The 23,320-nt window shown below is 68.5% G+C and carries 26 protein-coding genes and 1 pseudogene; 7 read left to right on the top strand and 20 right to left on the bottom strand.

The genetic code is table 11. From position 1 onward, the window contains the following. Positions 1-137 precede the first annotated feature (137 nt). The 4 genes and pseudogenes from CEX87_RS18215 to CEX87_RS18200 form a co-directional block, all read right to left on the bottom strand. A pseudogene (locus tag CEX87_RS18215) lies at positions 138-527 on the bottom strand (LpqN/LpqT family lipoprotein); the annotation flags it as partial. Between the two features lie 142 nt (positions 528-669). Next, positions 670-2,106 carry an HNH endonuclease signature motif containing protein gene (locus CEX87_RS18210; protein ID WP_094288453.1) on the bottom strand — a complete coding sequence of 479 codons (1,437 nt, stop codon included), beginning with the start codon at positions 2,104-2,106 and terminating at the stop codon, positions 670-672. 109 nt (positions 2,107-2,215) lie between these two features. After that, the gene (locus tag CEX87_RS18205) at positions 2,216-2,842 is read right to left on the bottom strand and encodes a class I SAM-dependent methyltransferase (RefSeq protein ID WP_094288451.1); all 627 of its coding nucleotides are present in this window, start codon (positions 2,840-2,842) and stop codon (positions 2,216-2,218) included. Further along, positions 2,829-3,785, bottom strand: coding sequence for an NAD(P)/FAD-dependent oxidoreductase (locus CEX87_RS18200; RefSeq protein WP_094288449.1), 957 nt, complete (start codon positions 3,783-3,785; stop codon positions 2,829-2,831). Before CEX87_RS18200 ends, CEX87_RS18205 begins: the two co-directional genes overlap by 14 nt. A 46-nt stretch (positions 3,786-3,831) precedes the next feature. On the opposite strand from CEX87_RS18200, the gene CEX87_RS18195 reads away from it, so the two are divergent. Continuing rightward, positions 3,832-4,404, top strand: a complete 573-nt coding sequence (locus tag CEX87_RS18195; RefSeq protein WP_066808474.1) for a helix-turn-helix domain-containing protein — start codon at positions 3,832-3,834, stop codon at positions 4,402-4,404. Here the strand turns inward: CEX87_RS18195 and CEX87_RS18190 are convergent. Genes CEX87_RS18190 through cobC form a run of 4 tightly spaced genes read right to left on the bottom strand, consistent with a single transcriptional unit; the run spans position 4,401 to position 8,363 of the window. Then, positions 4,401-5,489 carry a bifunctional RNase H/acid phosphatase gene (locus CEX87_RS18190; protein ID WP_094288447.1) on the bottom strand — a complete coding sequence of 363 codons (1,089 nt, stop codon included), beginning with the start codon at positions 5,487-5,489 and terminating at the stop codon, positions 4,401-4,403. The genes CEX87_RS18195 and CEX87_RS18190 overlap by 4 nt on opposite strands. Then, positions 5,486-6,223, bottom strand: a complete 738-nt coding sequence (locus tag CEX87_RS18185; protein ID WP_064394078.1) for a zinc ribbon domain-containing protein — start codon at positions 6,221-6,223, stop codon at positions 5,486-5,488. Before CEX87_RS18185 ends, CEX87_RS18190 begins: the two co-directional genes overlap by 4 nt. 2 nt (positions 6,224-6,225) lie before the next feature. Continuing rightward, positions 6,226-7,344 carry a Nif3-like dinuclear metal center hexameric protein gene (locus CEX87_RS18180; RefSeq protein ID WP_064425684.1) on the bottom strand — a complete coding sequence of 373 codons (1,119 nt, stop codon included), beginning with the start codon at positions 7,342-7,344 and terminating at the stop codon, positions 6,226-6,228. Beyond that, positions 7,341-8,363 (bottom strand): Rv2231c family pyridoxal phosphate-dependent protein CobC, encoded by a 1,023-nt coding sequence (cobC, locus tag CEX87_RS18175; RefSeq protein ID WP_094288445.1) that lies wholly within the window; start codon positions 8,361-8,363, stop codon positions 7,341-7,343. The genes CEX87_RS18180 and cobC overlap by 4 nt, the downstream gene beginning before the upstream one ends. Positions 8,364-8,427: 64 nt before the next feature. Here cobC and CEX87_RS18170 point away from each other — a divergent pair, with 64 nt between their 5' ends. Genes CEX87_RS18170 through CEX87_RS18160 form a run of 3 tightly spaced genes read left to right on the top strand, consistent with a single transcriptional unit; the run spans position 8,428 to position 10,413 of the window. Beyond that, entirely contained in the window at positions 8,428-9,099 is a 672-nt protein-coding gene (locus CEX87_RS18170) for an HAD-IA family hydrolase (protein ID WP_094288472.1), read from the top strand. Beyond that, on the top strand, positions 9,092-9,586 hold the full coding sequence (locus tag CEX87_RS18165) for a low molecular weight protein-tyrosine-phosphatase (RefSeq protein WP_064394081.1): 495 nt from the start codon (positions 9,092-9,094) through the stop codon (positions 9,584-9,586). Before CEX87_RS18170 ends, CEX87_RS18165 begins: the two co-directional genes overlap by 8 nt. Further along, positions 9,586-10,413 carry an SURF1 family cytochrome oxidase biogenesis protein gene (locus CEX87_RS18160; RefSeq protein ID WP_094288443.1) on the top strand — a complete coding sequence of 276 codons (828 nt, stop codon included), beginning with the start codon at positions 9,586-9,588 and terminating at the stop codon, positions 10,411-10,413. The genes CEX87_RS18165 and CEX87_RS18160 overlap by 1 nt, the downstream gene beginning before the upstream one ends. On the opposite strand, the gene CEX87_RS18155 is transcribed toward CEX87_RS18160, so the two are convergent. Next, positions 10,367-11,341, bottom strand: a complete 975-nt coding sequence (locus CEX87_RS18155; RefSeq protein ID WP_094288441.1) for a cobalamin biosynthesis protein — start codon at positions 11,339-11,341, stop codon at positions 10,367-10,369. The two genes, CEX87_RS18160 and CEX87_RS18155, sit on opposite strands and share 47 nt — an antisense overlap. 36 nt (positions 11,342-11,377) lie before the next feature. On the opposite strand from CEX87_RS18155, the gene CEX87_RS18150 reads away from it, so the two are divergent. Beyond that, positions 11,378-12,205, top strand: coding sequence for an oxygenase MpaB family protein (locus tag CEX87_RS18150; protein WP_094288439.1), 828 nt, complete (start codon positions 11,378-11,380; stop codon positions 12,203-12,205). 31 nt (positions 12,206-12,236) lie between these two features. Here CEX87_RS18150 and putP read toward each other — a convergent pair whose 3' ends face one another. Continuing rightward, positions 12,237-13,757 (bottom strand): sodium/proline symporter PutP, encoded by a 1,521-nt coding sequence (gene putP / locus CEX87_RS18145; RefSeq protein WP_064425745.1) that lies wholly within the window; start codon positions 13,755-13,757, stop codon positions 12,237-12,239. A 309-nt stretch (positions 13,758-14,066) separates the two neighbouring features. Between putP and CEX87_RS18140 the strand changes: the two genes are divergently transcribed. Continuing rightward, positions 14,067-15,623 (top strand): hypothetical protein, encoded by a 1,557-nt coding sequence (locus CEX87_RS18140; protein ID WP_142301108.1) that lies wholly within the window; start codon positions 14,067-14,069, stop codon positions 15,621-15,623. 13 nt (positions 15,624-15,636) lie between these two features. Here CEX87_RS18140 and CEX87_RS18135 read toward each other — a convergent pair whose 3' ends face one another. From CEX87_RS18135 to CEX87_RS18100, 8 genes are all read right to left on the bottom strand, one after another. After that, positions 15,637-15,939, bottom strand: a complete 303-nt coding sequence (locus tag CEX87_RS18135; RefSeq protein ID WP_094288435.1) for a hypothetical protein — start codon at positions 15,937-15,939, stop codon at positions 15,637-15,639. Next, the gene (locus CEX87_RS18130) at positions 15,936-17,465 is read right to left on the bottom strand and encodes a terminase large subunit domain-containing protein (RefSeq protein WP_094288434.1); all 1,530 of its coding nucleotides are present in this window, start codon (positions 17,463-17,465) and stop codon (positions 15,936-15,938) included. The genes CEX87_RS18135 and CEX87_RS18130 overlap by 4 nt, the downstream gene beginning before the upstream one ends. Further along, positions 17,462-17,734 carry a hypothetical protein gene (locus CEX87_RS18125; RefSeq protein ID WP_094288432.1) on the bottom strand — a complete coding sequence of 91 codons (273 nt, stop codon included), beginning with the start codon at positions 17,732-17,734 and terminating at the stop codon, positions 17,462-17,464. Before CEX87_RS18125 ends, CEX87_RS18130 begins: the two co-directional genes overlap by 4 nt. Positions 17,735-17,838: 104 nt before the next feature. Further along, positions 17,839-18,384 (bottom strand): hypothetical protein, encoded by a 546-nt coding sequence (locus CEX87_RS18120; RefSeq protein ID WP_094288430.1) that lies wholly within the window; start codon positions 18,382-18,384, stop codon positions 17,839-17,841. Between the two features lie 32 nt (positions 18,385-18,416). Then, the gene (locus CEX87_RS18115; protein WP_094288428.1) at positions 18,417-18,743 is read right to left on the bottom strand and encodes a hypothetical protein; all 327 of its coding nucleotides are present in this window, start codon (positions 18,741-18,743) and stop codon (positions 18,417-18,419) included. A 2-nt stretch (positions 18,744-18,745) separates the two neighbouring features. Then, positions 18,746-19,576, bottom strand: coding sequence for a hypothetical protein (locus CEX87_RS18110; RefSeq protein WP_094288426.1), 831 nt, complete (start codon positions 19,574-19,576; stop codon positions 18,746-18,748). A gap of 9 nt (positions 19,577-19,585) precedes the next feature. After that, positions 19,586-20,296, bottom strand: coding sequence for a hypothetical protein (locus tag CEX87_RS18105; protein WP_094288424.1), 711 nt, complete (start codon positions 20,294-20,296; stop codon positions 19,586-19,588). Further along, entirely contained in the window at positions 20,293-20,559 is a 267-nt protein-coding gene (locus CEX87_RS18100) for a hypothetical protein (RefSeq protein ID WP_094288423.1), read from the bottom strand. Before CEX87_RS18100 ends, CEX87_RS18105 begins: the two co-directional genes overlap by 4 nt. 155 nt (positions 20,560-20,714) lie before the next feature. Between CEX87_RS18100 and CEX87_RS18095 the strand changes: the two genes are divergently transcribed. Beyond that, positions 20,715-21,548 carry a phospholipase D-like domain-containing protein gene (locus tag CEX87_RS18095; protein ID WP_158220782.1) on the top strand — a complete coding sequence of 278 codons (834 nt, stop codon included), beginning with the start codon at positions 20,715-20,717 and terminating at the stop codon, positions 21,546-21,548. Positions 21,549-21,945: 397 nt separating this feature from the next. Here CEX87_RS18095 and CEX87_RS18090 read toward each other — a convergent pair whose 3' ends face one another. Both CEX87_RS18090 and CEX87_RS18085 read right to left on the bottom strand, forming a co-directional pair. Next, positions 21,946-22,434: a flagellar hook-length control protein gene (locus CEX87_RS18090; protein WP_094288419.1), complete on the bottom strand. Its 489-nt coding sequence runs from the start codon at positions 22,432-22,434 to the stop codon at positions 21,946-21,948. Continuing rightward, the gene (locus CEX87_RS18085; RefSeq protein WP_094288417.1) at positions 22,431-22,913 is read right to left on the bottom strand and encodes a hypothetical protein; all 483 of its coding nucleotides are present in this window, start codon (positions 22,911-22,913) and stop codon (positions 22,431-22,433) included. Before CEX87_RS18085 ends, CEX87_RS18090 begins: the two co-directional genes overlap by 4 nt. Between the last annotated feature and the right edge of the window lie 407 nt (positions 22,914-23,320).

Raw genomic sequence — 23,320 nt, 5'->3', positions numbered from 1 at the left:
CTACACAGCTACCTCGACGACGTCCCTCCGACCGAGTTCGAGGCCACGTTCTACGATGCCCAACGGAGCGACCAGCCCCTGGTCGCAATCCAATAGATCGAGCCTCCGGCAGAACCAGGGCGGTTCACGTCGACGTTGCCGGTGAGTTTGGAGGCGATCGCGTACATGTCGGGCGGATCGTTGGGATCCTTGGGGGCGTCGTAGACGATGGCTCCGTAGGCCCACTCCGGCGTCGCCTCCCCCGCATCGCTCCATCGGGGTGGAATGGGGAAATCGAAATCGGGGGTTCCCGGCTCACCCGGTTTGATCGGCGTCTCGGCGATGCCGTTCTCGGTGATGTACTCGTTGATCGTGTCTTCGTCGTCCGCCTGGGGGCTGGGCGCGGCCGACGTGCCGGTTGTGCTCGTCGCCGAGGTCGTTGTCGTGGCGGCGGTGTCACTTTCACCGCTGAAACCACAGCCCACAAGCCCAAAGCTCAAAGCAACGGCACAGAGACCAGCCGCCGTTCCTACAGGGAGATTTCTCATGGACTCCTGTCTCCTACGGTCACTTTTCCGGAACACGAGGCAAGATCTGGACACGAGCTTAGGGCCGCGGAGACCGAATATTGGCAGGTTCATCAATTTCATGATCAATTGGCCTGCCGGCAAGATGCGCGTGACGCCGAGTTCAGAACGGCGGTGGCTTGTAATTCGCGGCGAGCCACGCCTGATGTTGGCGTTGCTCTTCGCCGATCAGTTCGCTGCGTCGCCGTCGTTCGGTGTCAATGCGTTCACGGCGCACCTGTTCGCGGGTTTGCCTGCGGCGCGGCATCATCGCCATCCGCTCGGCGGTGTCGTTTGGTGGGGGTGCGGTGGCTCGGATGACTCCGGTGGGTTGGCGCAGCACCGGGAACAAGCTCGCCCCGTGGGGTTCGGATCGGTACTGGTGTCCGGTCGGGGCGGTGAGAACGACTGCACCGTCAGGCAACTGTTCTTCCCGCCAGCCACCGCTGCCGCTATTGAACGTCTTGATCAGATGATGAATGCGGCAGTAGTGCTTAGTGTTCGACGGATGCGTCGGGCCGTAGGGCCACGGCACCGTATGGTCCACATCGCAGCCCCACACCGGTTTGTCACAACCAGGCCAGCGACACGTCACGTCGCGCCACTGCAAGAACTCAGTCAACCTGGCGCCGGGACGATACCCGGCGCGCGCAGCGTCATCGGCTGAGGGCACGATCACCGGCTTGAGTTCAGCGTTGCGCGCCAGCTCACGCACCGACTCGGCAGGCAGAACCCCGAAACCGGGCAGATATCCCGGTTTGGCGCTGGTGCCCTCCACGGTGCCCTGCTCAGCCAGCACATGGACTACCGCAGCAGCCGCCTCGGCCCGCCGCCCAGCCGCTGGGCAATCGTCGAGCCCGCACTGGCAAGCCAGTGTGGCTTCCCGGCGCCCCAGCGGCCCGCACGCATCAGCGCGGCGCTGGGCGTTGGTGCGCGGATCGTTGTCACACACCGTGGCCGCCAACGCATCCAACCCAGCATCGAGCGCGGCGCCATCTTCAGCACGGAGCTGGGCAGACATCAAGGCCGTCCCCGCGACGTCACCAGGATTGATCTCGACATAGCGGTGCTTGTCGGTTTCGGGCGGCACGCGCACCGCGGCCGGATCGAACTCGGCGATGAACACATCGATGCGATCGCGCAGTTTGGGTTTGGACAGCTTCATCCACTTCTCAACCCGCCAGGCCAACGCCTCATCCAGGCCCACCATCACCTCGTCATCGACGTTCTGGGTGCGCGCGATAATCGTCGACACCATCCGATAGTCGATTACCCCCCGACGAAACCTCCGCAGCACCTGCGGAAGCCGATCCCGCAGGCTCAGGGCCATCTCGACCTGACTCACCGCCCGGGCGTGGCTGATGTTGTGCACCGCCGAGATCTCAGCTGCTACCGCCGAGATCGCATCAGCGACATAGAACTCGGCTCCAACCATCTCGGGGTGACGCCGCGCGCACAACTCCCCCACCAACGACAACCGCCGTCCCGTCGCCGCGGCCTCCTCACGCGCCTCCTCACCCATCAAGGTGACCAAGTCCGCATCCGAAGCCTCTTCGAACATGCTTCCGACACTACGCCCGACCACTGACAAGTCTTAACGACGAAAGCATTTCTCTGTGAATGAGTTTCGGCCTGTGGAGAACCTCACGAAATGCGACCGCGACCGGCGTCTACCGGCGCCGCAGCAGGATGACGTTGTCGGACCACTGCGCCGGCTCGCCGTCCGGCGTCGTGACGTCACGCATCGGCGTACTGATCCTTGCCGGTTCCCATTCGGACTCGGACAGGTTCAGCGCCGCGACGACCTCCTCGGGCGGTGTGAACGTCTGGTGGTGGCCATGAAGTTCGGAAAGCCACGGCGGCGGTGTGCCGTGGTCGACGATGAGCAGGAGCCCGCCCGCCCGGACCGCCCGCGCGGCCGAGCGGAAGATCGCCGTCCGATCAAGGGGGAACGTCGAGTGCAGGAACTGCGCGTTCACCAAATCGAATTCGCCTTCGGGAAAGCTCTCCGACAGGTCGTGTTGCTGAAAGTCGATCCGATCGCCGACCCCGCGCGCGACGGCATCGGTGGCCGCACGCCGCAACGCGGTTTCGGCGATGTCGACGGCGACGACCCGCCATCCCCTTTCGGCGAGCCACATCGCGTCGCCGCCCTCACCGCTGCCCAGATCGAGCGCGGTACCGGGCTCGAGGCCGGACACCATCTCGACCAGACGAACGTTCGCCCGCCCGCTCCAGATGCGATTGCGTTCGCTGTAGCGCTCTTCCCAATGTCGTTTGGCGTCAGGCGTTGACATGTGGGCTCCCTTCGGGAACGACTGCTGGAAAATACTCTTCGACCAGGCTCTGCACGACGGCGGCCGCCGCCGCCGAACCCGCCGCCACCGCCGCGGCCACCTGCGGCATCTGGGCCACCAGGTCGCCTGCGGCGAAGATGCCGTCTGCACTGGTGCGATAGAACGCGTCGATGTGAACCGGGTTGTGCGCGACCGGAGTCGGCTCGCCCGTTGTGGCGCCGAGTTGTTCGGCCAGCGAAGAGCGCTGGTGAAGCATCGTGGCGATCAGGATGCCTGTCCGGGGCAGCCGGCTGTCGTCGGCGAAGACTACAGCCTCCAGAGTGCCTGCGGCACCTACCAATTCGGCCACCGGCCGTTCGTCGATCGTCACACCCGCAGCCGCCAGGCGCTCGCGCTGAGCGAGGTCGAGATCGGCGGGACCGTCGGTGAGCAGGACGACGTCGTCGCTCCAGAGACGCAGCAACAGTGCCGTGTGCACCGCACGCTCACCGCTGGCGAGCACGGCCAGGGGCTGATCGCGGACTTCCCAGCCGTGGCAGAACGGGCAGTGGAAGGCGGACCGACCCCATAGCTCCGCCAGGCCGGGAAGCGGCGGCGGCCGGTACTCCATGCCAGTGGCCAACACCACCTTCCGGGCCCGCTCGACTTTGCCGTCGTCCAACCGCAGGACGAACAGTTCGTCCGCGCGCTCCCCGCCGGTGACTTCTGCCGTTCGCACTTCGACCGACGGATACGCCGACAACTCTCGACGTCCCAACGCGTACAGCTGCGCCGGCGGTCGGCCGTCGTGGCCCAGAAGCCCACCGATGCCGTGCGCGGGGAGGTTGCTCTGTGCGCCGCCGTCGATCAGCAGTGTGCGACGACGGGCCCGGCCCAGCACCAGCGCGGCACTCAGCCCGGCGGCACCGCCACCGACGACGACGCAATCCCAAATCCTGTCCATGCGACCACCTTGCAGCGGCCGCGGGAAACTGCCAAGATTTCTTGCCATGCAGGCAAAAGATGAAGACGGCGTCGACGCGCGGGTGCGACGCAGGCTGCGCGATTTGCGCACCCAGCACGGCCTGACGCTGGAGGAGGTGGCTCGGCGGTCGAACATCGACGTGTCCACGTTGAGCCGGCTGGAGTCCGGCAAGCGTCGCCTCGCCCTCGACCACCTGCCCAGGCTGGCGGCCGCGTTGTCGGTGAGCACCGACGAACTGCTGCGCGCGCCGGAAGCCGAGGACCCACGCGTGCGCAGCGGATCCCATACCGCACACGGCATCACGTATTGGCCGTTGACCCGCCAGGCCGCCGGCGGTCTGCACGCCTTCAAGATCCGGATCAGCGCCCGGCGGCGCAACCCGCCCGCCGAACTTCCGGTGCACGAAGGCCAGGACTGGATGTACGTCCTGTCCGGCCGGCTGCGCCTGATCCTCGGTGAGCGCGACTTTACCGTGAAACCCGGTGAAGCGGTGGAGTTCTCGACGTGGACGCCGCACTGGTTCGGCGTGGTGGACGGGCCGGTCGAGGCGATCACGATCTTCGGGCCGCACGGCGAGCGGCTGCACCTACACGACTAATCCAGGTACGCCGTCTGATTGACCAACCGCACCGATGCCGCGCCGTCGCGATAGAACTCGGCGATCGACAGCGACGCGAGATCGAGGTGCAGCCGGTACAAGATGTTCGGGCCACCGTCGAGCGCCATCCGCAGCAACGTCTTGATCGGCGTCACGTGCGAGACCACCAGCACCGTCTCCCCCGCCCGCTCTGCCAGGATCCGTGCCCACGCCCTGCCGACCCGCTCTGCAGCGGAGTCGAAGCTCTCGCCGCCCGGAGGCGCAAGCGAGGTGTCGCGCAGCCAACGCCGATGCAGGTCGGGGTCGCGTTCGGCCGCTTCGGCGAAGGTCAGGCCCTCCCAGGCCCCGAAGTCGGTCTCGATCAGGTCGTCGTCGACGGTGACATCCAGGCCGAGCACCTTGGCCGCCGCCGCCGCGGTGTCGTACGCCCGCTGCAGCGGTGACGTGACGACCGCCGCGACACCCCCGCGCTGTCCGAGATAGCGCGCGGCGGCTTCGGCCTGACGACGGCCGAGATCGGTCAGCGCGGGGTTACCGCGCCCGGAGTATCGACGGTCGACCGACAACTCGGTCTGGCCGTGGCGCAGCAGCAGGAACCGCGTCGGCGCCCCACGCGCACCGCTCCACGCGGTGGGGGTCGACGCCTGATGCGGTTTGGTTTCCGCCACGCCGGAAGGAATTTCGGCCGCGGCGTCCATCGCCTCGTTCGCCAGCCGGTCGGCGTGGCTGTTCTCCGCACGCGGAATCCACTTGTAGGTGACCCGGTCGAAACGGGTAGCCAGCGCTGTGGCCTGCTGATGCAGGGCCGCGATGTCCGGGTGCTTGACCTTCCACCGGCCCGACATCTGCTCCACCACGAGCTTGGAGTCCATTCGCACGTCGACCTCGGTGGCGCCCAGGCTCGCCGCTTCGCTCAGGCCGGCGATCAACCCGCGGTACTCGGCGACATTGTTCGTCGCGTGACCGATCGCCTCCTTGCGCTCGGCGAACACCGTGGCGTGATCCGCCGACCACACCACCGCCCCGTAGCCCGCCGGACCCGGGTTGCCGCGCGAACCACCGTCGGCCTCGACGATGACCTTCACGCGCCGGATCCTTTGAGACGCAACAGAATCGCGCCGCACTCAGGGCAGCGGAGCACCTCGTCGTCGGCCGCCGCGGAGATGCGCGCAAGCTCCCCCTTGTCGATCTCGAGGCGACACGCTCCGCATCGGCGCCCTTGCAGTTGGCCGGCCCCCGCACCGCCGCGGGCGCGCTGCTGTTCGTAGAGCCTGACCAAATCGGCGTCGAGCGCCGCGACGAGTTCGTCGCGGCGCGACAGGCTCTGGTGGCGCTGCTGATCCAGTTCGGTACGGACGTCGTCGCATGCGGTCTGCGCGGAGCCCAGCTCGTTCTGCAGCTCGTCCATCCTCGCGAGCGCGGCTTGCTGGTCGCGCTGCAGTTCTTCGCGGCGCTCCATCACCTCGAGTTGCGAATCCTCCAGTGCGGCTTGCCTGCGCTCCAGGGTGTCGAGTTCGTGCTGCAACTCGGTGAGCTGTTTGGCGTCCACCGAGCCGCCCGAGAGCAGCTTGCGGTCACGGTCTTCACGCTGGCGGACCGAGTCGATCTCGGATTCGAACTTGGCGATCTGGGCGTCGAGATCCTCGATGGCGATCTGCAGTGCCGCGAGTCGGTCGTTGGCCTCCCGATGCGCAGCCTGTACCTCCTCTAGCCGCTGCTGTTCGGCGAGGTTCTTCACCCGATGCTCCAGCCGGGCAAGGGAAGCATCGAGCTCGGCCAACTCGGATAGCGTCTGTTGTTGAGCTACTTCGGCTTTCATGCTCATCTCTCGACATTCCACGGATCGGTGCGCACGTCGGACACCCGCACAGGCAGCGCGTCACCGAAATGGGCTTGCAGCAGGTCTGCGGCTTGGCGGCACCACGGATATTCGCTGGCCCAGTGCGCGACGTCCACGAGCGCGACCTGCGAAGCGCGTCGGTGTTCGTCGGCGGGGTGGTGCCGCAGGTCCGACGTCACGTACGCGTCGACACCCATGCGTGCGACGAGGCCGAGCAGCGAGTCACCCGCACCGCCGCACACCGCGACCCGCAAGACCTCGACGTCCGGATCACCGGATGCGCGCACGCCCCACGACGTGGCGGGCAGCGCTTCGTGCACGCGAGACACGAACGCCGACAACGGTTCAGGACGATCCAGCACGCCGATGCGTCCCAACCCGGCATTACCGGGAATCGGCGCCAGCGCGAAGACGTCGAACGCGGGTTCCTCGTAGGGATGCGCGGCCCGCAGCGCGGCCAGCACGTGCCCGCGCAACCGCGCGGGGGCGATGACTTCCACCCGGTCCTCCGGGACGCGTTCGACGGATCCGACGCTGCCGATCGCCGGTGACGCGCCGTCGTGCGGCAGAAACTGCCCGGTGCCTGTCGTGGTCCAGCAACAGTGCGAATAGTCACCGATACGCCCTGCCCCGGCCGCAAACATGCCCTCGCGCAGCGCCTCCGAGTTCTCCGCAGGCACGAAGACAACCCACTTGTCCAGGTCGGATTCCGTACTCGCCGGGGCGAGCACCTCCTCGACGGTGAGCCCGAGCGCTTCGGCCAGCGCGTCGGAGACGCCGGGCGAAGCCGAGTCCGCGTTGGTGTGCGCGGTGAACAGCGCCCGGCCGCTGCGGATCAGGCGATGGATCAGGGCGCCCTTGGCGGTGCTGGCGGCCACGGTGTCCACGCCGCGCAGCAGCAGCGGATGGTGAGCCAGCAGCAGTCCGCGCTCGGGCACCTCGGCGACGACGTCGGCGGTCGCGTCGACGGCCACCGTGACCGTATCGACGGTCTCCGACGGGTCCCCGCAGACCAGGCCGACCGAATCCCAGTCCTGCGCCAGCTCCGGCGGATATGCCGCCTCCAACACGTCGATGATGTCGGCCAGCCGGGCGCTCATCGCAGCACCTCGGCCATCGCCTCGACCAGCACGGGCCACTCCGGACGTACCGCCGCGCGCAGGAACTGACCGTCGAGCCCGACGAACGTGTCGCAGCGACGCACAGCAATGCCACTGCGATCCAGGTGTTTTCGCATCAGCTCGGCATCCGGAACAGAAAACAGGACGAAGGGGGCCGAACCGGTGACGACATGCACGCCGATGCTAGTCAAGCCGGCCACCATCTCCGCGCGCACCTCCGTCAGCCGCCGGGCGGCACCGTCGGCCTCGGCCACCGCATCGGGTGTGCTGCACGCCGCGATGGCCTCGAGTTGCAGCGTGCCGAGGGGCCAGTGCGGACGCCGTGCGGTCAACCGTGCCAGCACGTCCGGCGCGCCCAGCGCGTAACCGACGCGCAACCCGGCCAGCGCCCACGTCTTGGTCAGGCTGCGCAGGACGACGACGTCGGGCAGGGCGTCGGCGGCCAGCGATCCGGGCTCGCCGGGAACAGCGTCGGCGAACGCCTCGTCCACCATCACGATGCGCCCGGGCCTGCGCAGGGCGAGCACCTGCTCGCGGGTGTGCAGTACGCCGGTCGGATTGGTCGGATTGCCGACGACGACGAGGTCGGCGTCGCCGGGCACCGCGTCCGGGGTCAGGGTGTACGGCGCTTCCAGCACCACGTGCACGAAGGGCACCCCGGCCGCGGCCAGCGCCGCCTCCGGTTCGGTGAACGACGGCGCGATCAGGGCGGCGCGTCGCGGCTGCAGGTCCGGCAACCGCGCGAACGCCTCGGCCGCCCCCGCCAGCAGCACGACCTCGTCGGCGGTGCGGTCGTGCCTGCGGGCGACCGCGTCGAGCGCCCGCTGAGAATCGGTCGCGCTCGGATACCGGGCCAGATCGGCCAACCGGGCCGAGAGGCGGTCGACCAGCCAGGACGGGGGCTCATCAGCGCGGACGTTGACGGCAAAGTCCAGCATCCCGGGGACCACGGCCTGATCGCCGTGGTACCGCGCGGCAGCGCGCGACGGACTCACCACATCACGACCCTAGTGCGCTGGCCGCGGTGGTTCTGCGATCGGGGAGAATGGACCCGTGACCGAGATGCTGGCCTCCACGACTACGGCGACCCGCCCCCAACTGGTGATCTTCGACCTCGACGGCACCCTGACCGATTCGGCGCAGGGCATCGTCTCGAGTTTTCGCCATGCCCTGGGGTCGGTCGGCGCCGTGGTGCCCGACGGAGACCTGGCCAGCATGATCATCGGCCCGCCGATGCACCACACGCTGCGGGGCCTCGGGCTCGGCGACCGCACCGACGACGCCATCGAGGCATACCGCACCGATTACCGGACCCGAGGGTGGGCGATGAACTGTGTCTTCGACGGCATCCCCGCGCTGCTGGCCGATCTGCGCGCGGCCGGCGTGCGCCTGGCGGTGGCCACCTCGAAGGCCGAGCCGACCGCGCAGCGGATCCTCGCCCACTTCGGCCTGGCCGACTGCTTCGAGGTCATCGCGGGCGCAAGCGTTGACGGTTCGCGCGCACACAAGGTCGACGTCGTCGCCCACGCATTGGCCCAGCTGGGCGAGATACCCGAGCGCACACTGATGGTCGGCGACCGGTCGCATGACGTCGAAGGCGCCGCCGCGCACGGTATCGAGACCGTGGTCGTCGGATGGGGCTACGGCAAGGACGATTTCGACGGACCCGCCGCCGTTGCCGCCGCCGCGCACGTCGCCTCGGTCGCAGACCTGCGTGAGGTGCTTGGTGTCTGAACCCCTGCACGTGACGTTCATCTGCTCGGGCAACATCTGCCGATCGCCGATGGCGGAGAAGATGTTCGCCCATCAGATCGACGAGCGCGGCCTGGGTGACGCGGTCCGCGTGACCAGCGCCGGCACCGGCGGTTGGCACGCCGGCGAGCCCGCGGACCGCCGGGCCAGCCACGTCCTGCGCGAGCACGGCTATCCGACCGCCCACCGAGCCGCCCAGGTCAACGAGGACCACATGTCCGCCGACCTGGTGATCGCACTCGGCCGCAACCACGTTCGGATGCTCAAGGATCTCGGTGTGCCCGCCGAACGGATCCGGATGCTGCGCTCGTTCGACCCGCGTTCGGGTGCTCACGCACTGGACGTCGAGGACCCCTACTACGGCGATCACTCCGACTTCGAGGACGTGTACACGGTCATCGAAGCGTCGCTGCCGGGTCTGCACGAGTGGGTCGACGACCAGCTTGCCGACCGGGGAATCGCCAGCTGATGCGCCGGTGGTCCTTCCTGCTGCGGCCGTCATGGCTGGCGCTGTTTGTCGTCGTGGCCGCGTTCGCGTACCTGTGTTTCACCGTGCTGGCGCCTTGGCAGCTGGGCAAGAACACCAAGACCTCGCGGGAGAACGCGCAGATCGCGAACTCCTTGACCGCCGAGCCGGTCCCCGTGACCTCGCTTCTGCCGAACCAGGAGTCGGCAGCCCCGGACGACCAGTGGCGGCGGGTCACCGCGACCGGACGCTATCTACCCGAGGCTCAGGTGCTCGCGCGGCTGCGGATCGTCGAGGGCGAACCCGCGTTCGAGGTGCTGGTTCCGTTCGCCGTGGACGGCGGGCCGACGGTGCTCGTCAACCGTGGATACGTGCGGCCGGTACAGGCTTCGGGGGTGCCGGAGATCGAACCGGTGCCGGACGGCGCGGTGACGATCACCGCGCGGTTGCGCGACTCCGAGGGGCTGGTGCAAGGCAAGGAGCCGTTCCGACAGGACGGCATCCAGCAGGTGTACTCGATCAACACCGGGCAGATCTCGGCGCTCACGGGTGTCCCGCTGGCCGGTTCCTATCTGCAGCTGGAGGCCGATCAGCCGGGCGGACTGGGCGCGATCCCGCTGCCGCATCTCGACGCCGGACCGTTCCTGTCCTACGGCATTCAGTGGATCGCGTTCGGCATCATCGCGCCAATCGGGCTGGGCTACTTCATCTATGCCGAACTGCGCGAGCGCAGACGGGAGAAGGCCGCTCGGGAGGCCGCGCAGGCGAAGCCCGAGGCTCCGCTCACGACCGAGGAGAAGCTCGCCGACCGGTACGGCCGACGGCGCTGAGCACGATCGCCACCCCGGCGGCGACCAGTTGGACCGCCCGCGACAGCCGCACAGCCCTGCGCAGGTCGGCCACCTGTGGCGGCGGGCCGTCGCCGAGCGTCGGCCGGATCTCCAGTTCGTGCCCGTACTGAGTGGGGCCGCCGAGCCGCACCCCCAACGCGCCCGCGAATGCGGCCTCCACCACGCCTGCGTTCGGACTGGGATGGCGGCCGGCGTCACGCTTCCACGCGCGCAGCGCCGCGACGGGAGAGCCGCCGACCACGGGGGCACATGCGGCCACCAGCACCGCGGTCGCGCGGGCGGCGAGATGATTCAGCAGATCGTCGAAACGCGCTGCCGCCCAACCGAAGCGCAAATAGCGCGGCGAGCGGTGACCGATCATCGCGTCCAACGTGTTCGCACCGCGGTACACCAGCACCGCGGGCACGCCCCCGAGGGCGGTCCACAGCAGCGGCGCCACGTGGGCGTCGGAGGTGTTCTCCGCCACCGACTCCAGCGCCGCGCGGATGAGGCCGGCCTCGTCGAGCACCGAGGGGTCGCGCCCGCACAACGACGGCAGTAGTTGGCGGGCACTGTCGGTGTCACCGCGGTCCAGGTGCCGAGCCATCTGGTCTCCGGCGCGGGCCAGCGACGTTCCACCCAGCGCGACGAACACCGTCGCGGCCGTGGTGACCGTGCCCGCTGCGGCACCTCGGCGCAGCGCTGTTCTGTGCGCCGCCGTCCCGAGCAGTGCCAGCGCGCCGAGCAGGGTGGCCGTGTGCACAACGCCCGCCGCGCGGGTGTCGGCGTAACTGCGACCCTCCAATGCGGCTGCCGCGCTGCCGAACAGCGCCACGGGATGTCCGCGCCGAGGGTCGGCGAACAACGAATCCGCGACACAACCGGCTGCGATCCCCACCACACGCGGGCCTGAGGTCGGCGCAAACACTTCGCGAGCGTCTCACAAGGTGATCTACTCGGATGCATGAGGTTCGGGCCCCCGCGTCGGCCGAGACGCGTCGTCGACTTGCTCAATCCGGCTGCAGCGCTGGCGCCGGCGGCCAACGTGATCATGCAGCTGGCCTCGCCCGCCGTCGGTTACGGCGTGCTGGAGAGCCCGGTCGACAGCGGCAACGTCTACAAGCACCCGTTCAAACGCGCGCGCACGACCGGGACCTACCTCGCGGTGGCGACTATGGGCACCGAGAGCGACCGCCGGTTGATCCGCGAAGAGGTCGACCGCGTGCACGCGATGGTGCGGTCCACCCCGTCAAGCCCGGTGTCGTACAAGGCGTTTGACCCCCGGCTGCAGCTATGGGTGGCCGCCTGCCTGTATCGCTACTACATCGACCAGCACGAGTTCCTGTACGGACCGCTCGACGACGAGGCGGCCGACGCGATCTATCTCGACGCCAGAAAACTCGGCACCACGCTGCAGGTCCGCGAGGACATGTGGCCGCCGGATCGCGCCGCGTTCGACGAGTACTGGAAGCGCTCACTGGACGAACTGCGCATCGACGAACCCGTGCGCGAACACTTGCACGGGGTGGCCGCGATGGCGTTCCTGCCCGCTCCGCTGCGGCTGCTCGCCGGCCGGTTCAACCTGTTCGCCACGACGGGGTTCCTGCCGCATGAGTTTCGTGAGCACATGCGGCTGCCGTGGTCGGGGCGCCAGCAGCGCCGGTTCGAGGCGCTGCTGACCGCGCTGCGTGTCGCCGACCGCATCATCCCGCGCGACGTGTGGATTCTCGGCTACCGGCTGTACCTATGGGATATGCGGGCCCGGGCACGTCGCGGCAGACGAGTCGTGTGAACAAAGCCGGCGGCACCATGCCCTATTCGCTTCAGGCTGGCGCCGCGGTCTCGTGCGCCTTCTCGGCCATCTCGGAGAATTCGGACTGAATCTCGTCGTCCTCGCGGGCCGTCATCAGCGATACGGCGACCGCGACGGTGAAACACGCGACGAAGCCGGGAACGATCTCGTACATCGCGCTCGACAGCGCCTCGGTCTGGCCCCAGACGCCGACCACCACGGCACCGGCGATCATGCCGGCGATCGCCCCGGGCGAGGTGAGCCTGCGCCAGAACAGCGACAGGATGATCAGGGGACCGAACGCGGCGCCGAAACCTGCCCACGCGAATCCGACGAGGTCGAGGATCGTCCCATCGGGGTTGAGCGCCAACAGGACCGCCACCACCGCGACGGTCAACACCCCGAGCCGACCGTAGGTGACCAGCCTCGTCGGACTGGCCTCTTTGCCGAATGCCCGGTAGATGTCTTCGACCAGCGCCGACGAGCACACGATGAGCTGAGAGGAGATCGTCGACATGATGGCCGCCAGCACCGCGGCGAGGACGACACCGGCGACGAACGGGTGAAACATCACCTGCGCGAGGCGCAAGAAGACGGTCTCGGGATTTTCCAGCGTCACGCCCTCACGGAAGAAGTACGCCAGGCCGACGAAGCCGGTGGTGATCGCCCCCGCGGACGTGAGAATCATCCAGCTGATGCCGATACGACGACCGGCCTTCGCATCGGCCGACGAGCGCATCGCCATGAACCGGACGATGATGTGGGGTTGCCCGAAGTAACCGAGTCCCCAGGCCGCCGCCGACACGATGGCGAGGAAACTTCCGCCGAAGAACAGTGACGTGCGGTGGATTTCGTCACCGGGATTATCGGCGTTGTGGACGGCGTCGGCGGCGCGTACCAGATCGACCACCTCGCCGGGCCCGCCGGTGGCAAGTATTGCGGCTACGGGGATTGTGACGAGCGCCGCGAGCATCAGCAGCCCCTGCGCGACGTCAGTGAGCGAGGCACCCAGGAAGCCGCCGAATAGCGTGTAGCACAGGGTGACTCCGGCGACCAGCAACATGCCCGTCAGATACGACGAGCCGAACGACGACTCGAAGAACACGCCGCCCGCGACCATGCCGGACGACACGTAGAACGTGAAGAAGACCAGGATGATCGTGCCTGCCGAGATGCGCAGGACATGCGACTTGTCACGCAGCCGGTTCTCGAAGAAGCTCGGCACTGTGATCGAGTTGTTGGCGATCTCGGTGTACGCCCGGAGCCGCGGGGCGACGAACTTCCAATTGAGCCAGGCGCCGATCACCAGCCCGATAACAATCCACGACTCGAGCAGGCCGGAGGCGTAGATCGCGCCGGGCACGCCGAGGAGCAGCCATCCGGACATGTCAGAGGCGCCGGCCGACAGCGCCGCGACGGTCGGGGTGAGCCTGCGCCCGCCGAGCATGTAGTCGTCGAGGTCGCTGGTTCGGCGAAATGCGTAGAAGCCGATCGCGAGCATCACGGCGAAGTACAGGCCGATCGCCACCATCTGAAACGCGGTGTCAGATATGGATCTCTCGTTCCGCCGAAGGAACCTGCTGGTGATCCGATGGTATTTCAAACGTGGTGGGCGCGGACGGTATCGAACCGCCGACCGCTGGTGTGTAAAGGGACCGGAGGAAATGAACATGCGTTCCACGGTGTCCAGTATGTCCAGGTCAGGCCCGGTCGCCGTGTCCACCCGATGCCGGGGTGTCCACCACATTTCGTCCCGTCTTGGGACACTCTTGGGACATCCGCGAACGAGTGTTCGACACGCCTGCGGTACTGAGCAGCGACATGCCGGGAAGTGTCGGAGGCTCACGCCAGAATCGTGAGCATGGCCTCACCGAACGCCGCCCCGACCGCTCTCACGATTCCGTCGGACGGCCCCCACGCGAAGTTCGTCCGGTACGCCCGTGCGGTCGCTAAGGAGCACCAGCCGTTGTTCCCGATCACCCCCGCGACACGGCCACTCGTCGTCGGGCTAGACCTGCGCACGCTGGGACCGCAGCCAGCGGACTACGAGGACTTGGTGCACGTTCTCCGTCGCGATGTCGTCACCCCGATGTTGATGGTGTTCGAGGATGACGACACCGCGCTGGCCACCGCCTGGATGGAGGCGTGCGAAGTCGAGGAGCACTACGTCATCCACTACACCGACCCGCAGAGCGCGGGTCGCTTCCTCGATTCGGTGGAGTTCAGCGTCTCGACCATGCGCGGTGAGGAGCGGCGAGGTTGGCGCAAGTGCCACTTCTTCGACATCTACGCCCTACTCGATGCGCAAAACACGACGGCGACCGATCTAAGCAACGATGACCGCATACGCGGGGCGGTGCTCGCGTCCGCCGGGTACGGGCTCGGCACCGACGTGGTGGTCTCGAACGCGCCGACGGTGGGTCGGGCCGACGTGGGCGACAACGACATCGTCACCTCGGTCACCCCCGACGACTTGCACCCCGTGTTCGGCCACTACCTGCGGATGACTGGAAACCGGACCGTCGCCGAATATCGGTACAGCGCGACCTTCGGCAATGTCACCGAGAAGATGGAACCCCCCTCTATCAAGGAGGTGTACGACATCGGGCTGGCCAGCCTCGTCGGGTGGCTCGACATGTTCCGCCTCGTCGCCGCACAACTCGGGGACATTCGCGCCCTCGCCGAGATCGACACCATACGGACACGAATCCGCCGCGCCGCTCGGGCACTCGATGAGGTGATCGCAGCACTGAGCCGGACCAACGGCCACGACGCCGCCCCCACAACGGACACCATCGAGTTTGTCAGCGAGGCATTCGACCGCGAAATGCTCTATCTCATAGCGGTGTTCGACGGGTACGGGCGTGCGTTCGTGCGCTGGCTCGACCCGAACTCGGGTAGAGACTTGCGCAAGTCGTTGTCCTCGGCCAAGACGCTGGATACATACGTGGACCCGCACTACCCCGGCGCGCCACAACTCACCCGGTTGCGCGAATTGCAGCGGTTCGCATTCGCCTGCTCCCAACTCCGCAACCGCATCCACGATGCCGTCCTGCCCACTGGGTCGTTCACCAATCGGACCTACGGCAACAGCCAGGCCATCGCCATCGACCTCGGTCAGACCGACGTCGAGTTGACCCAGGAACTGGTAGACCGACTCGGGGTGTGGCGGGCCACGCCGCCGAACGCCATCTTCGGTCAGCCGACAACTGTGGCCGAGGTCGCCACCACCGCCGTCGAATTGTTCAGAGCCAGTCTGGAATACATCGACCTGTTCACGCATCTCGTCATGTGCACGAAGCCGGTCAACGCACCCAACGCCATCGACCTATTGGGCAAGGTCACTGACACCGGGTATCGACCGCCGGAGCCGCATCCCACCGAGGCGCTCTACCGTCAGTTGTTTCGTTGGGACTGAGTGCCCAAGCCACCTACGGTGTCGTCTCCGTGAAGGTCGGCACCCATCCCCCGCAGTCGTCGCACCCGTGCAGGCTGACCAGCGACAACTCGCCCCGCGCGTAGGCCACCGCGTCCCGGTTGGCCACGTGCCGCAGCGCCCGTTGCGCCTCGATGTCGTCCAACGGCGGCGGGCAGCATCGGGCGCAGTCGCATCCGCCGGGCACCGATGGCGCGGTGGGGGTCGTGAGGTCCGCGCGCAGCCTCGACCGGCCCGCTCTGGCCAGCGCCCCGCAGCCCGCCGGGCCGACGGTGTGCGCGGCGGTGCAGCCGGTCACCGGCCACCCACACGGCGCGTCATCCACGCCGGGGGCGGCGGCACCTTGCCCTCGCGGGCACGGCGCTCGACATCGAGCGGCGAGACGAAGTGCACGTGATGCCCGGCGGAATGCACCAGCACGTCGTGGGCGACGACCACGGCGGCGAGGCTGTCCGGTTGGTGCTGCCCGGCCTGCCACGTCACCGCCGCGCCCTCCAACTCGGGCAGGTGCCCGGCGATGCGGGTGGTGCCGGTTTCGAGTCCCTGTAGCAGCGCCGCCGACCGGGCCACCGCATCGCCGCCGCCGCGCCCGCTGCCCTTCGGTGGCCACGTCGTCACCTTGACCGGGCGCGGCAGCTTGGCCCGCCGCAGCGCGTCCTTCACCACCCGCTGGTACGTCTCGCGGGCGGCGAAACCCTCCACCGCGATCTCCGACGCGCCCACGTCCACGGCCAGATCGACCGCCGCCCTTGCCCACTGGTCCGATGTCATCGGCGCGGACACGTCGGCGATGACGGCCACCACGCCCTCGGCGGTCATCGACGCCGCGACGATGCCGCAGGCGTCACCGGAACCCGAGTCGGACGGGTCCACGCCCACGACAGTCGCGACGGGGCCGAGCGGGGCGGTGGGCAGCCGCCAGGTGTCCAGCCATTCGCGTTTGACCAGCCCGCCCTCGGGTGCCGACGGCACGCCCTCGTAGAGCGAAAACCAGGCTCGCTCACCGGAAGTCCGGCGCGCGGCGGCGAAGTGCTCGGCGGTGAACCCGAGTGCGGATGTCATGGCCACACCGGGCGCACGGCCCAGCGCGTCGGGCACGCCCGTGTCGGCGACGGCGGGCACGTTGGTATGGGTCCACACGTCCGGCTCGGCGTCGAGTAGTTCACCGGCCAGGTCGCGTTCGTGCCACCGCGTCATCACCAACAGCACCGACCCGCCGGGGTGGACACGGGTGGCCAGGGTGGAGCGGTACTCGCTTATCACGCGGCGGCGGTGGGCGGCGCTGTCGGCCTCGGCGGCGTCCTTCACCGGGTCGTCCACGATGAGTAGGTCGGCACCGAACCCGGTGACGCCGGAGTTGATGCCGGTGGCCAGCAGCCCGCCCGCGCGGCCCTCCACGCGCCACCGGCCCACCGCCGTCTTGTCCTGGGCCAGTCGGATGCCGAGATAGTCGGCGTGCTCGTTGATGAGTTGCCGCGCCTCGCGGCTGTGCGCCTGCGCCAATTCGTCGGAGTAGCTGACGAGCACCACTTGCAGGTCGGGGTCGCGCATCAGCGCCCACACCACCGTCCAGATGGCCAGCAGCCGGGACTTGCCGGTGCGCGGCGGGGTGGTCACGATGTCGCGCTGATCGGAGGCTGTCACCGACCGCACGGCGAGGTCGGACAACAGCCGAATAGTCGGAGTGACAACGAACTTCGGGTCCAGCCGCCGGGCCAGTTCCGCCGGGGTGTCGGGTACGCCGCGACCACGTGCCGCCCGCAGTGCGCGGGCGGCGGACATGGACGCGATGGGGTCGCGCACGCGGTCGGTCGTCGTGGTCATGCGGCCTTCCGTTGGTTGGGGACGAACCCGGCGCACTGCGCGGTCCACAGGTCGGACCGACGCCATTGGTGCCCGCAGCGGTCGCAGACGTACTCGCACACCACCCCCTTGCCGCCGCGCCACGTGACGGCATCGGGCTCGGTCTCGGTGGCCAGGCGCACGCAACGGTCGGCGTTGTGGCCCGCCGGGTTGCACCGGGGGCAGTAGTCGGGCAGCCAGAAGTCGTGAAACCGTCGGTCTACGGACGGGGTGGCGGTGGGGGCGGTCACGGTGTCTCCTCTATCTCGTTGGTGAGGTGTCGTCCCGTGTGGTTGTGGGGGCCGTTGCCGCCGCGCTCGTCCGAGGCCAACCGGAGCGCGGCGGCGCGGTGATGTCAGGCGGGCACGCGGTGCATCCCGGCCCGCAGCCCGGCCAGTTGCGAACTGGTCGGCCCGCCGCCGTCGGTGATGCCGAGCGCGGCGCACACGTCGGCGTGGGTCGCCTCCCCGGTGTCGTAGAGCCGCCGGGCCACACGCATCACAGCGGGCCATGTCCGCTCGATGAGCGGGGTGACGAAGTGTCCCAAATGGGTGCCGCCGGAAGCGATCAGCATCCGGTCGTCCTTGTACCCGCCCGCGTTGAGAACCGCCAACACCTGCCGCTGGGTCGGGCGGTTGTCGCGGCCACCGGCACGGAACTTCGCCTGTGCCCACGGACCGGCGTACGCGATCTCGGGGTCACGCCCGTGGGGCGTGTCGGCGAACGAGGCGAGACCCTCGACGCCCCACACCCGGCTGTTAGACACCACCGCGCTGCGCAGTTGGCCACCGAGGGCGACACCGGCGACGGCGTGGGCTGCTTCGTGGACGCACGTTTCGAGGTGGTGCCGCTCGCGCGGGGTGATGGTGGCCAAGGTGAGCGGTGGCTTGCGCCGGGTCATGGTGGTGTCCTTCCTGATGGTGGTGGAGGCGGTTACGGCGTGGTGGCCGACGCCCCGACGGCGGCGCGGTACACAACCGGGCCGTCGCCGTCGGAACGCCGACCGTTCGCCATGACCGGTGGCTCTGAGTCGTTGCTTTGCAACAACTTTCGTGCGTTCTTCCGAGCTTGTTTCTCGGCCTCTTTGGCCTCGCGGACAGCCCACCGCGCCGCCGACTCGTCCAGGTAGCGGTCGATGCAGTCGGTGCAGGTGTACTCCCACACGCTGCCCTTCCAGTGCCAGCACGGCCCACCGCACGACTGGCAGCGCGGCCCGTCGTAGGTGGCGGTCACCGTGTCGGCCTCACGCTCGGCGGTCATCGTCACGGCGTCACCTCGGGCGTCACCGTCGCTGCCGCCACGACAGCCTCGTAACCCACGACCACCGACCGCTCGGCGATGGCGGCAAACGTGTTGTGACGCTCGTCAATTGCCTCGCGGACGGCGACGGTGTTGCGCCACCCGAACGGCTGCGACGTGGCCACCAGCGTGTCGGACAGCCCCGCGACGTACCCGCCGCCGAACACCCAGCGGTGGCCCATCGGGGTCGTCCAGCCGGTGCCCGTCCGACTCACCAACCGCGCCTCGGCAGCGACCGCAGCCCACTGCGCCCCGGCGTGGACGAACCCGACGGTGTTCGTCTCGGCGAACGCCGCCTCAAGGTGGCCGAGGGCCAGGGTCAGGTCCACCGCCGAGACGATGCCCGCAGGCCTGTCGGCGGCGTCGGTCAGCAGCCGCTCGGCGAACTCCCGCTCCACCATCGACTGTTCCTGCAACCGCATGATCTGCGCAGCGCGGGCGCGGACCTCGGCCCGCGACGGCTCGGTCACGTCGCACTCGTCGTAACCCCACACCGTCACCGGGTCGAACGGGTCCAGGATCGGCGGACGCTGGCCCTCCTTGCGCGGCCCGTCGATGGCGGGCGGTGCGCACCAGTCCGCGTCCCACACCCCGGCGGCGTCGGCACCGCCGTAGTTCGCGCCACGGACCTCAACGCCGCTGCCCAGCCAGCGGGTCGGGCCGTCGGCTTCCTCGGTCCAGAACGTCGCCGGGTAGAGACCGTGCGGTGCCGGGTTGACCGCCGGAACCTCGAAGTGCGTCGGCAGCGTCGCGGTGTGGGTGGTCACGGGGAAGTCGGGCAGTGCGGTGGTCATCGGTGTCTCCTAAGCGTCGATGCCCAGCGCGGCCAGATCGGCGCGGGCGCGGTCGTCGGGGGTCTGGTGGCCCTGGCCGTGGTCGTCGCGATCGAGACGCCGTTCCAACGCCAGGGCAGCGCGGTCGATGGTGCGGGCCAGCAACCGCGCCAACAGGTCCGACCGTGAAGGCTGGCCACGCAGCGCGGGGGCGTTGGGCGGGTGCGACTGCGCCAACAGGTCGGAGAACGCCGCGTCGATGCCGTCGGCCATCTCGATCACCGCCGCCGCCCACGCGCCGGACGCCATCATGTCGTCGGTGATGTCGGGCAACGCCGGGCGCGGCGCGAGGTCGCAGAGGGTGGTCATGGCGTACTTGCGCTTGCCCGGCTCGTTGGCCAGGTGCGCGGTGCGGCGGCGGGCGTCGGTCTCGGCCACCCACCCGACGACGACGCCGACAGCCTCATGGACCGCCTCGGCCAGCGACGGCACGTTGGCGGTCGCGCGCATGAATCGGGTGGGCCGGTCGTCGGCGGCGATCCGCTGCGCCAGTGGGTTGACGACATCGGCGACCTCGCGCGCCAGGCTCCACGTGCCGTCGTAGTGGGCGACGCTCAGCCCGGTGCGCCGCCGGTGGCGGTGTTCCGACTGCGAGTACCGGCGCGGCGGCTGCGGATGCTGCGCGGCAAGGGCGGCGAACGTGCGGTTGCGCGCCATCACGCCGGGCTGAATGCCGGTCATCGGGCCACCGCCTCGGCGTCGGCGTCGGCGTGCTGGTCGAGGAGGTCCATCAGCGAGTCGGCACGTTCCTCGGTGATGTTCATTTCGCGGAGGATGGTCGCCCTGGTGCGGTGCCACGACAGCGCGGCGCGCGCCTCGGCGACGCGGGGGCCGTCGGTCTCGCCCCGGCTGGCCAGGACGCCGAGCCGGGCGCGCCACGACTCCATGCTGCGGTCGCGTGGATGGGCGGATGGGGCGGCGCTGGCACTCTCGGTTGCGGTCACGTTTGCCAGTATGTCACTAGCGTGTGCAAGCTACTGATCCCAAATATGTTGTCGCACAAGGCAGTTCCCCGACCTATACGGGATTGTGGCGCCTTACGACGTGGCGAAATACGCCGAAGCGACGGCAGAATCGGGCCATGATTGGGCAGGGTTCGTTGGGCGTGTCGGACTGGTCGAGGATGATCTATGACGTGCCTGGCTTCGACATCACGTCAATCTTGGACTTCAACCCGCCGCGTTATGTCTGCCCGGCGTGCCGAGGTCTCATGCGCACCTACAAGACCGACTTCAAGAAAGATGCGCCGACAGAGCATTCGTGCCGGTTGTGCGCAGTGAAATACGACGTCCAGATCGGCACCCCGTCGGACGGCGACTGGCACGTGAGCACGCACGACTACTTCAAGAAGAACGGTCTGTTGCTCGATCACGATGACCTCCTTAGCCACGCGACAACTCTCGCCAAGATCGTTCGGGAGTCACGCGGTCGAGCTGAGCGGCCAAAGGCCGACCCTTGGCCGACGATGCGCACGTTCTTCGAGGTCGTTTCCCGCGCCAAGTACTTCGTGCACTTCTGTAGCTGGGGGATGAGCCACCAGTTGATCGGCGCTTTGAAGATGGCCAGCATGCGGGTGCCCGTCTACGGATTCGCCTCGAACGTGGACGCCAGCACTCGCGTCGAACTGACCGAATACCCAACCGAAGTACCAGGGCTGATCGCCCAAGTCATCCCCACCGAGCAGAACATCTATGACGCACCACACCAGAAACTGCTCATCGTTGACGGCCTCGTTGCGTTCAAAGGGTCGGCCAACCTGACCAACACTGGCTTGCGTCGCGCCGACCGTGGACTCGACCTGTCGGAGATCGTCACCAACTATGCCGACGTCACGGAACTGAACAACACACTCTTTGCGCCGGTCTGGCGGCGCATCACTGCACCCGGCGATGTGTTCTATGCCGACTACAGCAATCCGGACAACCGCTGGTAGCGGTCTGCGTGTTTCGTAAACTCCCTGACCTGGCATTATGCGGCAACATCGGCGACCCGTTTGCCCGTTTCACCAACGGTCGCCGGGTTCGTGGCTCACCGCAATATGCCGCCTACCTGCAATGACGGGTCAGTAGTCGAACCCTCAGCGCGGCACAGCCGCCGCCGCTGGGCCGAGAATGGCCCAAAGGACGGCGGTCCCATCACTCCCCCCTTGCCTCGGTTGAGAATCCCGTCGATGTCGGGGAACTGCCTGCGGCACAACGATTCTCGGCCCTGGCGACCGCCAGCAGCACCGCCGGAATAGTGGCTGTGCGGCCCGCTGACGGACCAACCGGCGTGCGGCGGGTAATCGGGCAGGGCCGGGCGTCTGCCGCCACGCAGCGGCCCCGGCGGGGTCAATTCCGGCGGGTGCCGCCCGCCAGCCACGCCGCCGTCGCGTCGTAGTGATCGGGCCGGGGTGATGTCGGTGGCGGCTGCACCAGGGCGACCACTGCCGGCTCGTCGGTGTCCGGCGTGGAGTCGTCGTCGGTGTCGTCGGGCGGCATCGTCTCGGGGCCGTGCGCCACGCTGGCCAACGAGACGGGTTCGGGTGGGGTGTCTGCAGGGTCGGGCGTGCTGACCGCCTCACCGGCCCGCAGCCGTGCGACGGCCAGCCACTCGGCCAGTTCGTCGGCGGGCACGCCGTCGAGGGCGAGCACCTGGCGGGCGATGTCGCATTGCAGCGACCACGCCGGGTCGTCCGGCCCGACCACGGTGCCGACCATCTCGCGCAACTCCGCGACAGCCTGGCTCTCCAACGCCGACGGCGACAGCGCGCCCTCGGCGATGTCGCGGGCGACCGACGTTGCCGCCTTGATGGCGTCCTGGGTCGTGGCGGTGCTCATGGGATTACCTCCGCGTCGATGACGTTGCCGGACGTGAGTTGTCGCTGCCGGTCGCGCTCCAACAGCGCGGCCTCCACCTGGTCGAGCAGCGCCACCGGGTCGGCGCTCACGGTCACATCGACCTGCTGGGCCACGGGCACGTGTACGCCCATGAGCTTGCACTGCTTGTCGATGGTGTCGTTGACGGCGCGCGCTGCCGCGACGGTCTCGCCGATGTCACCGCGCCGCCGGGCGTCGGCCATGCAACCGAACAGGGTGGCCTTGGTGATCCGGTAGGCGTCGTGCGCGTCGTGCCGCAGCGTGGCCACGCCGCCGAGCGGGTTGCGCACGCGGTGACGCTCCACAGCCTTCATCGCCGCCCGTGCCGACGGGTAGTTCTCGCGGTCGGCGATCATCTGCCACGTCGCCCCGCTGGCGCGCATGTCCGACGCCCGCGCGGCACGGGCGTAGGAGTCCTGTCGGTTCTCCCGAGGTGCCATGTGCCCATTGTGGTCCCATTACGCGCCGCGCCTCTAGTCCCCGACCTTTACGGGAAACTCATTGCGGCTGTTGTCGATTCGTCCCACCGCCCTCCGGCCGGGCGTGCTGTGGGTCGGGGTCCACCGCCCCGCTAGCCACCACCGCCCGGCCCACCGCCCCGCCCGACGGTCGTGCCACCGCCGCCGTCACGCGCGCGCACGCGGGGGTGTGCGCGACCTCTTGACCCAACTAGGAGAATACGTTTAATACCAACCTATTTGTGCAGGTCAGAGGGGGTTCGCCTAGTTAGGTCAAGACTTGACCCAACTGGGCTAGTTGGGTCAACGCTTGACCCAACTAGGAATGCGGCGGTGACCTGCGCCGATGCGGCGCGGTGGCCAAGTTGGGTCAAAACGGCGCGCACACC

This window comes from Mycobacterium lehmannii (assembly GCF_002245535.1).
GTDB classification, from domain to species: Bacteria; Actinomycetota; Actinomycetes; order Mycobacteriales; family Mycobacteriaceae; genus Mycobacterium; species Mycobacterium lehmannii.
The sequence above is the reverse complement of the archived record's forward strand: the minus strand, read 5'-3'. Positions and strand labels throughout refer to the sequence as shown.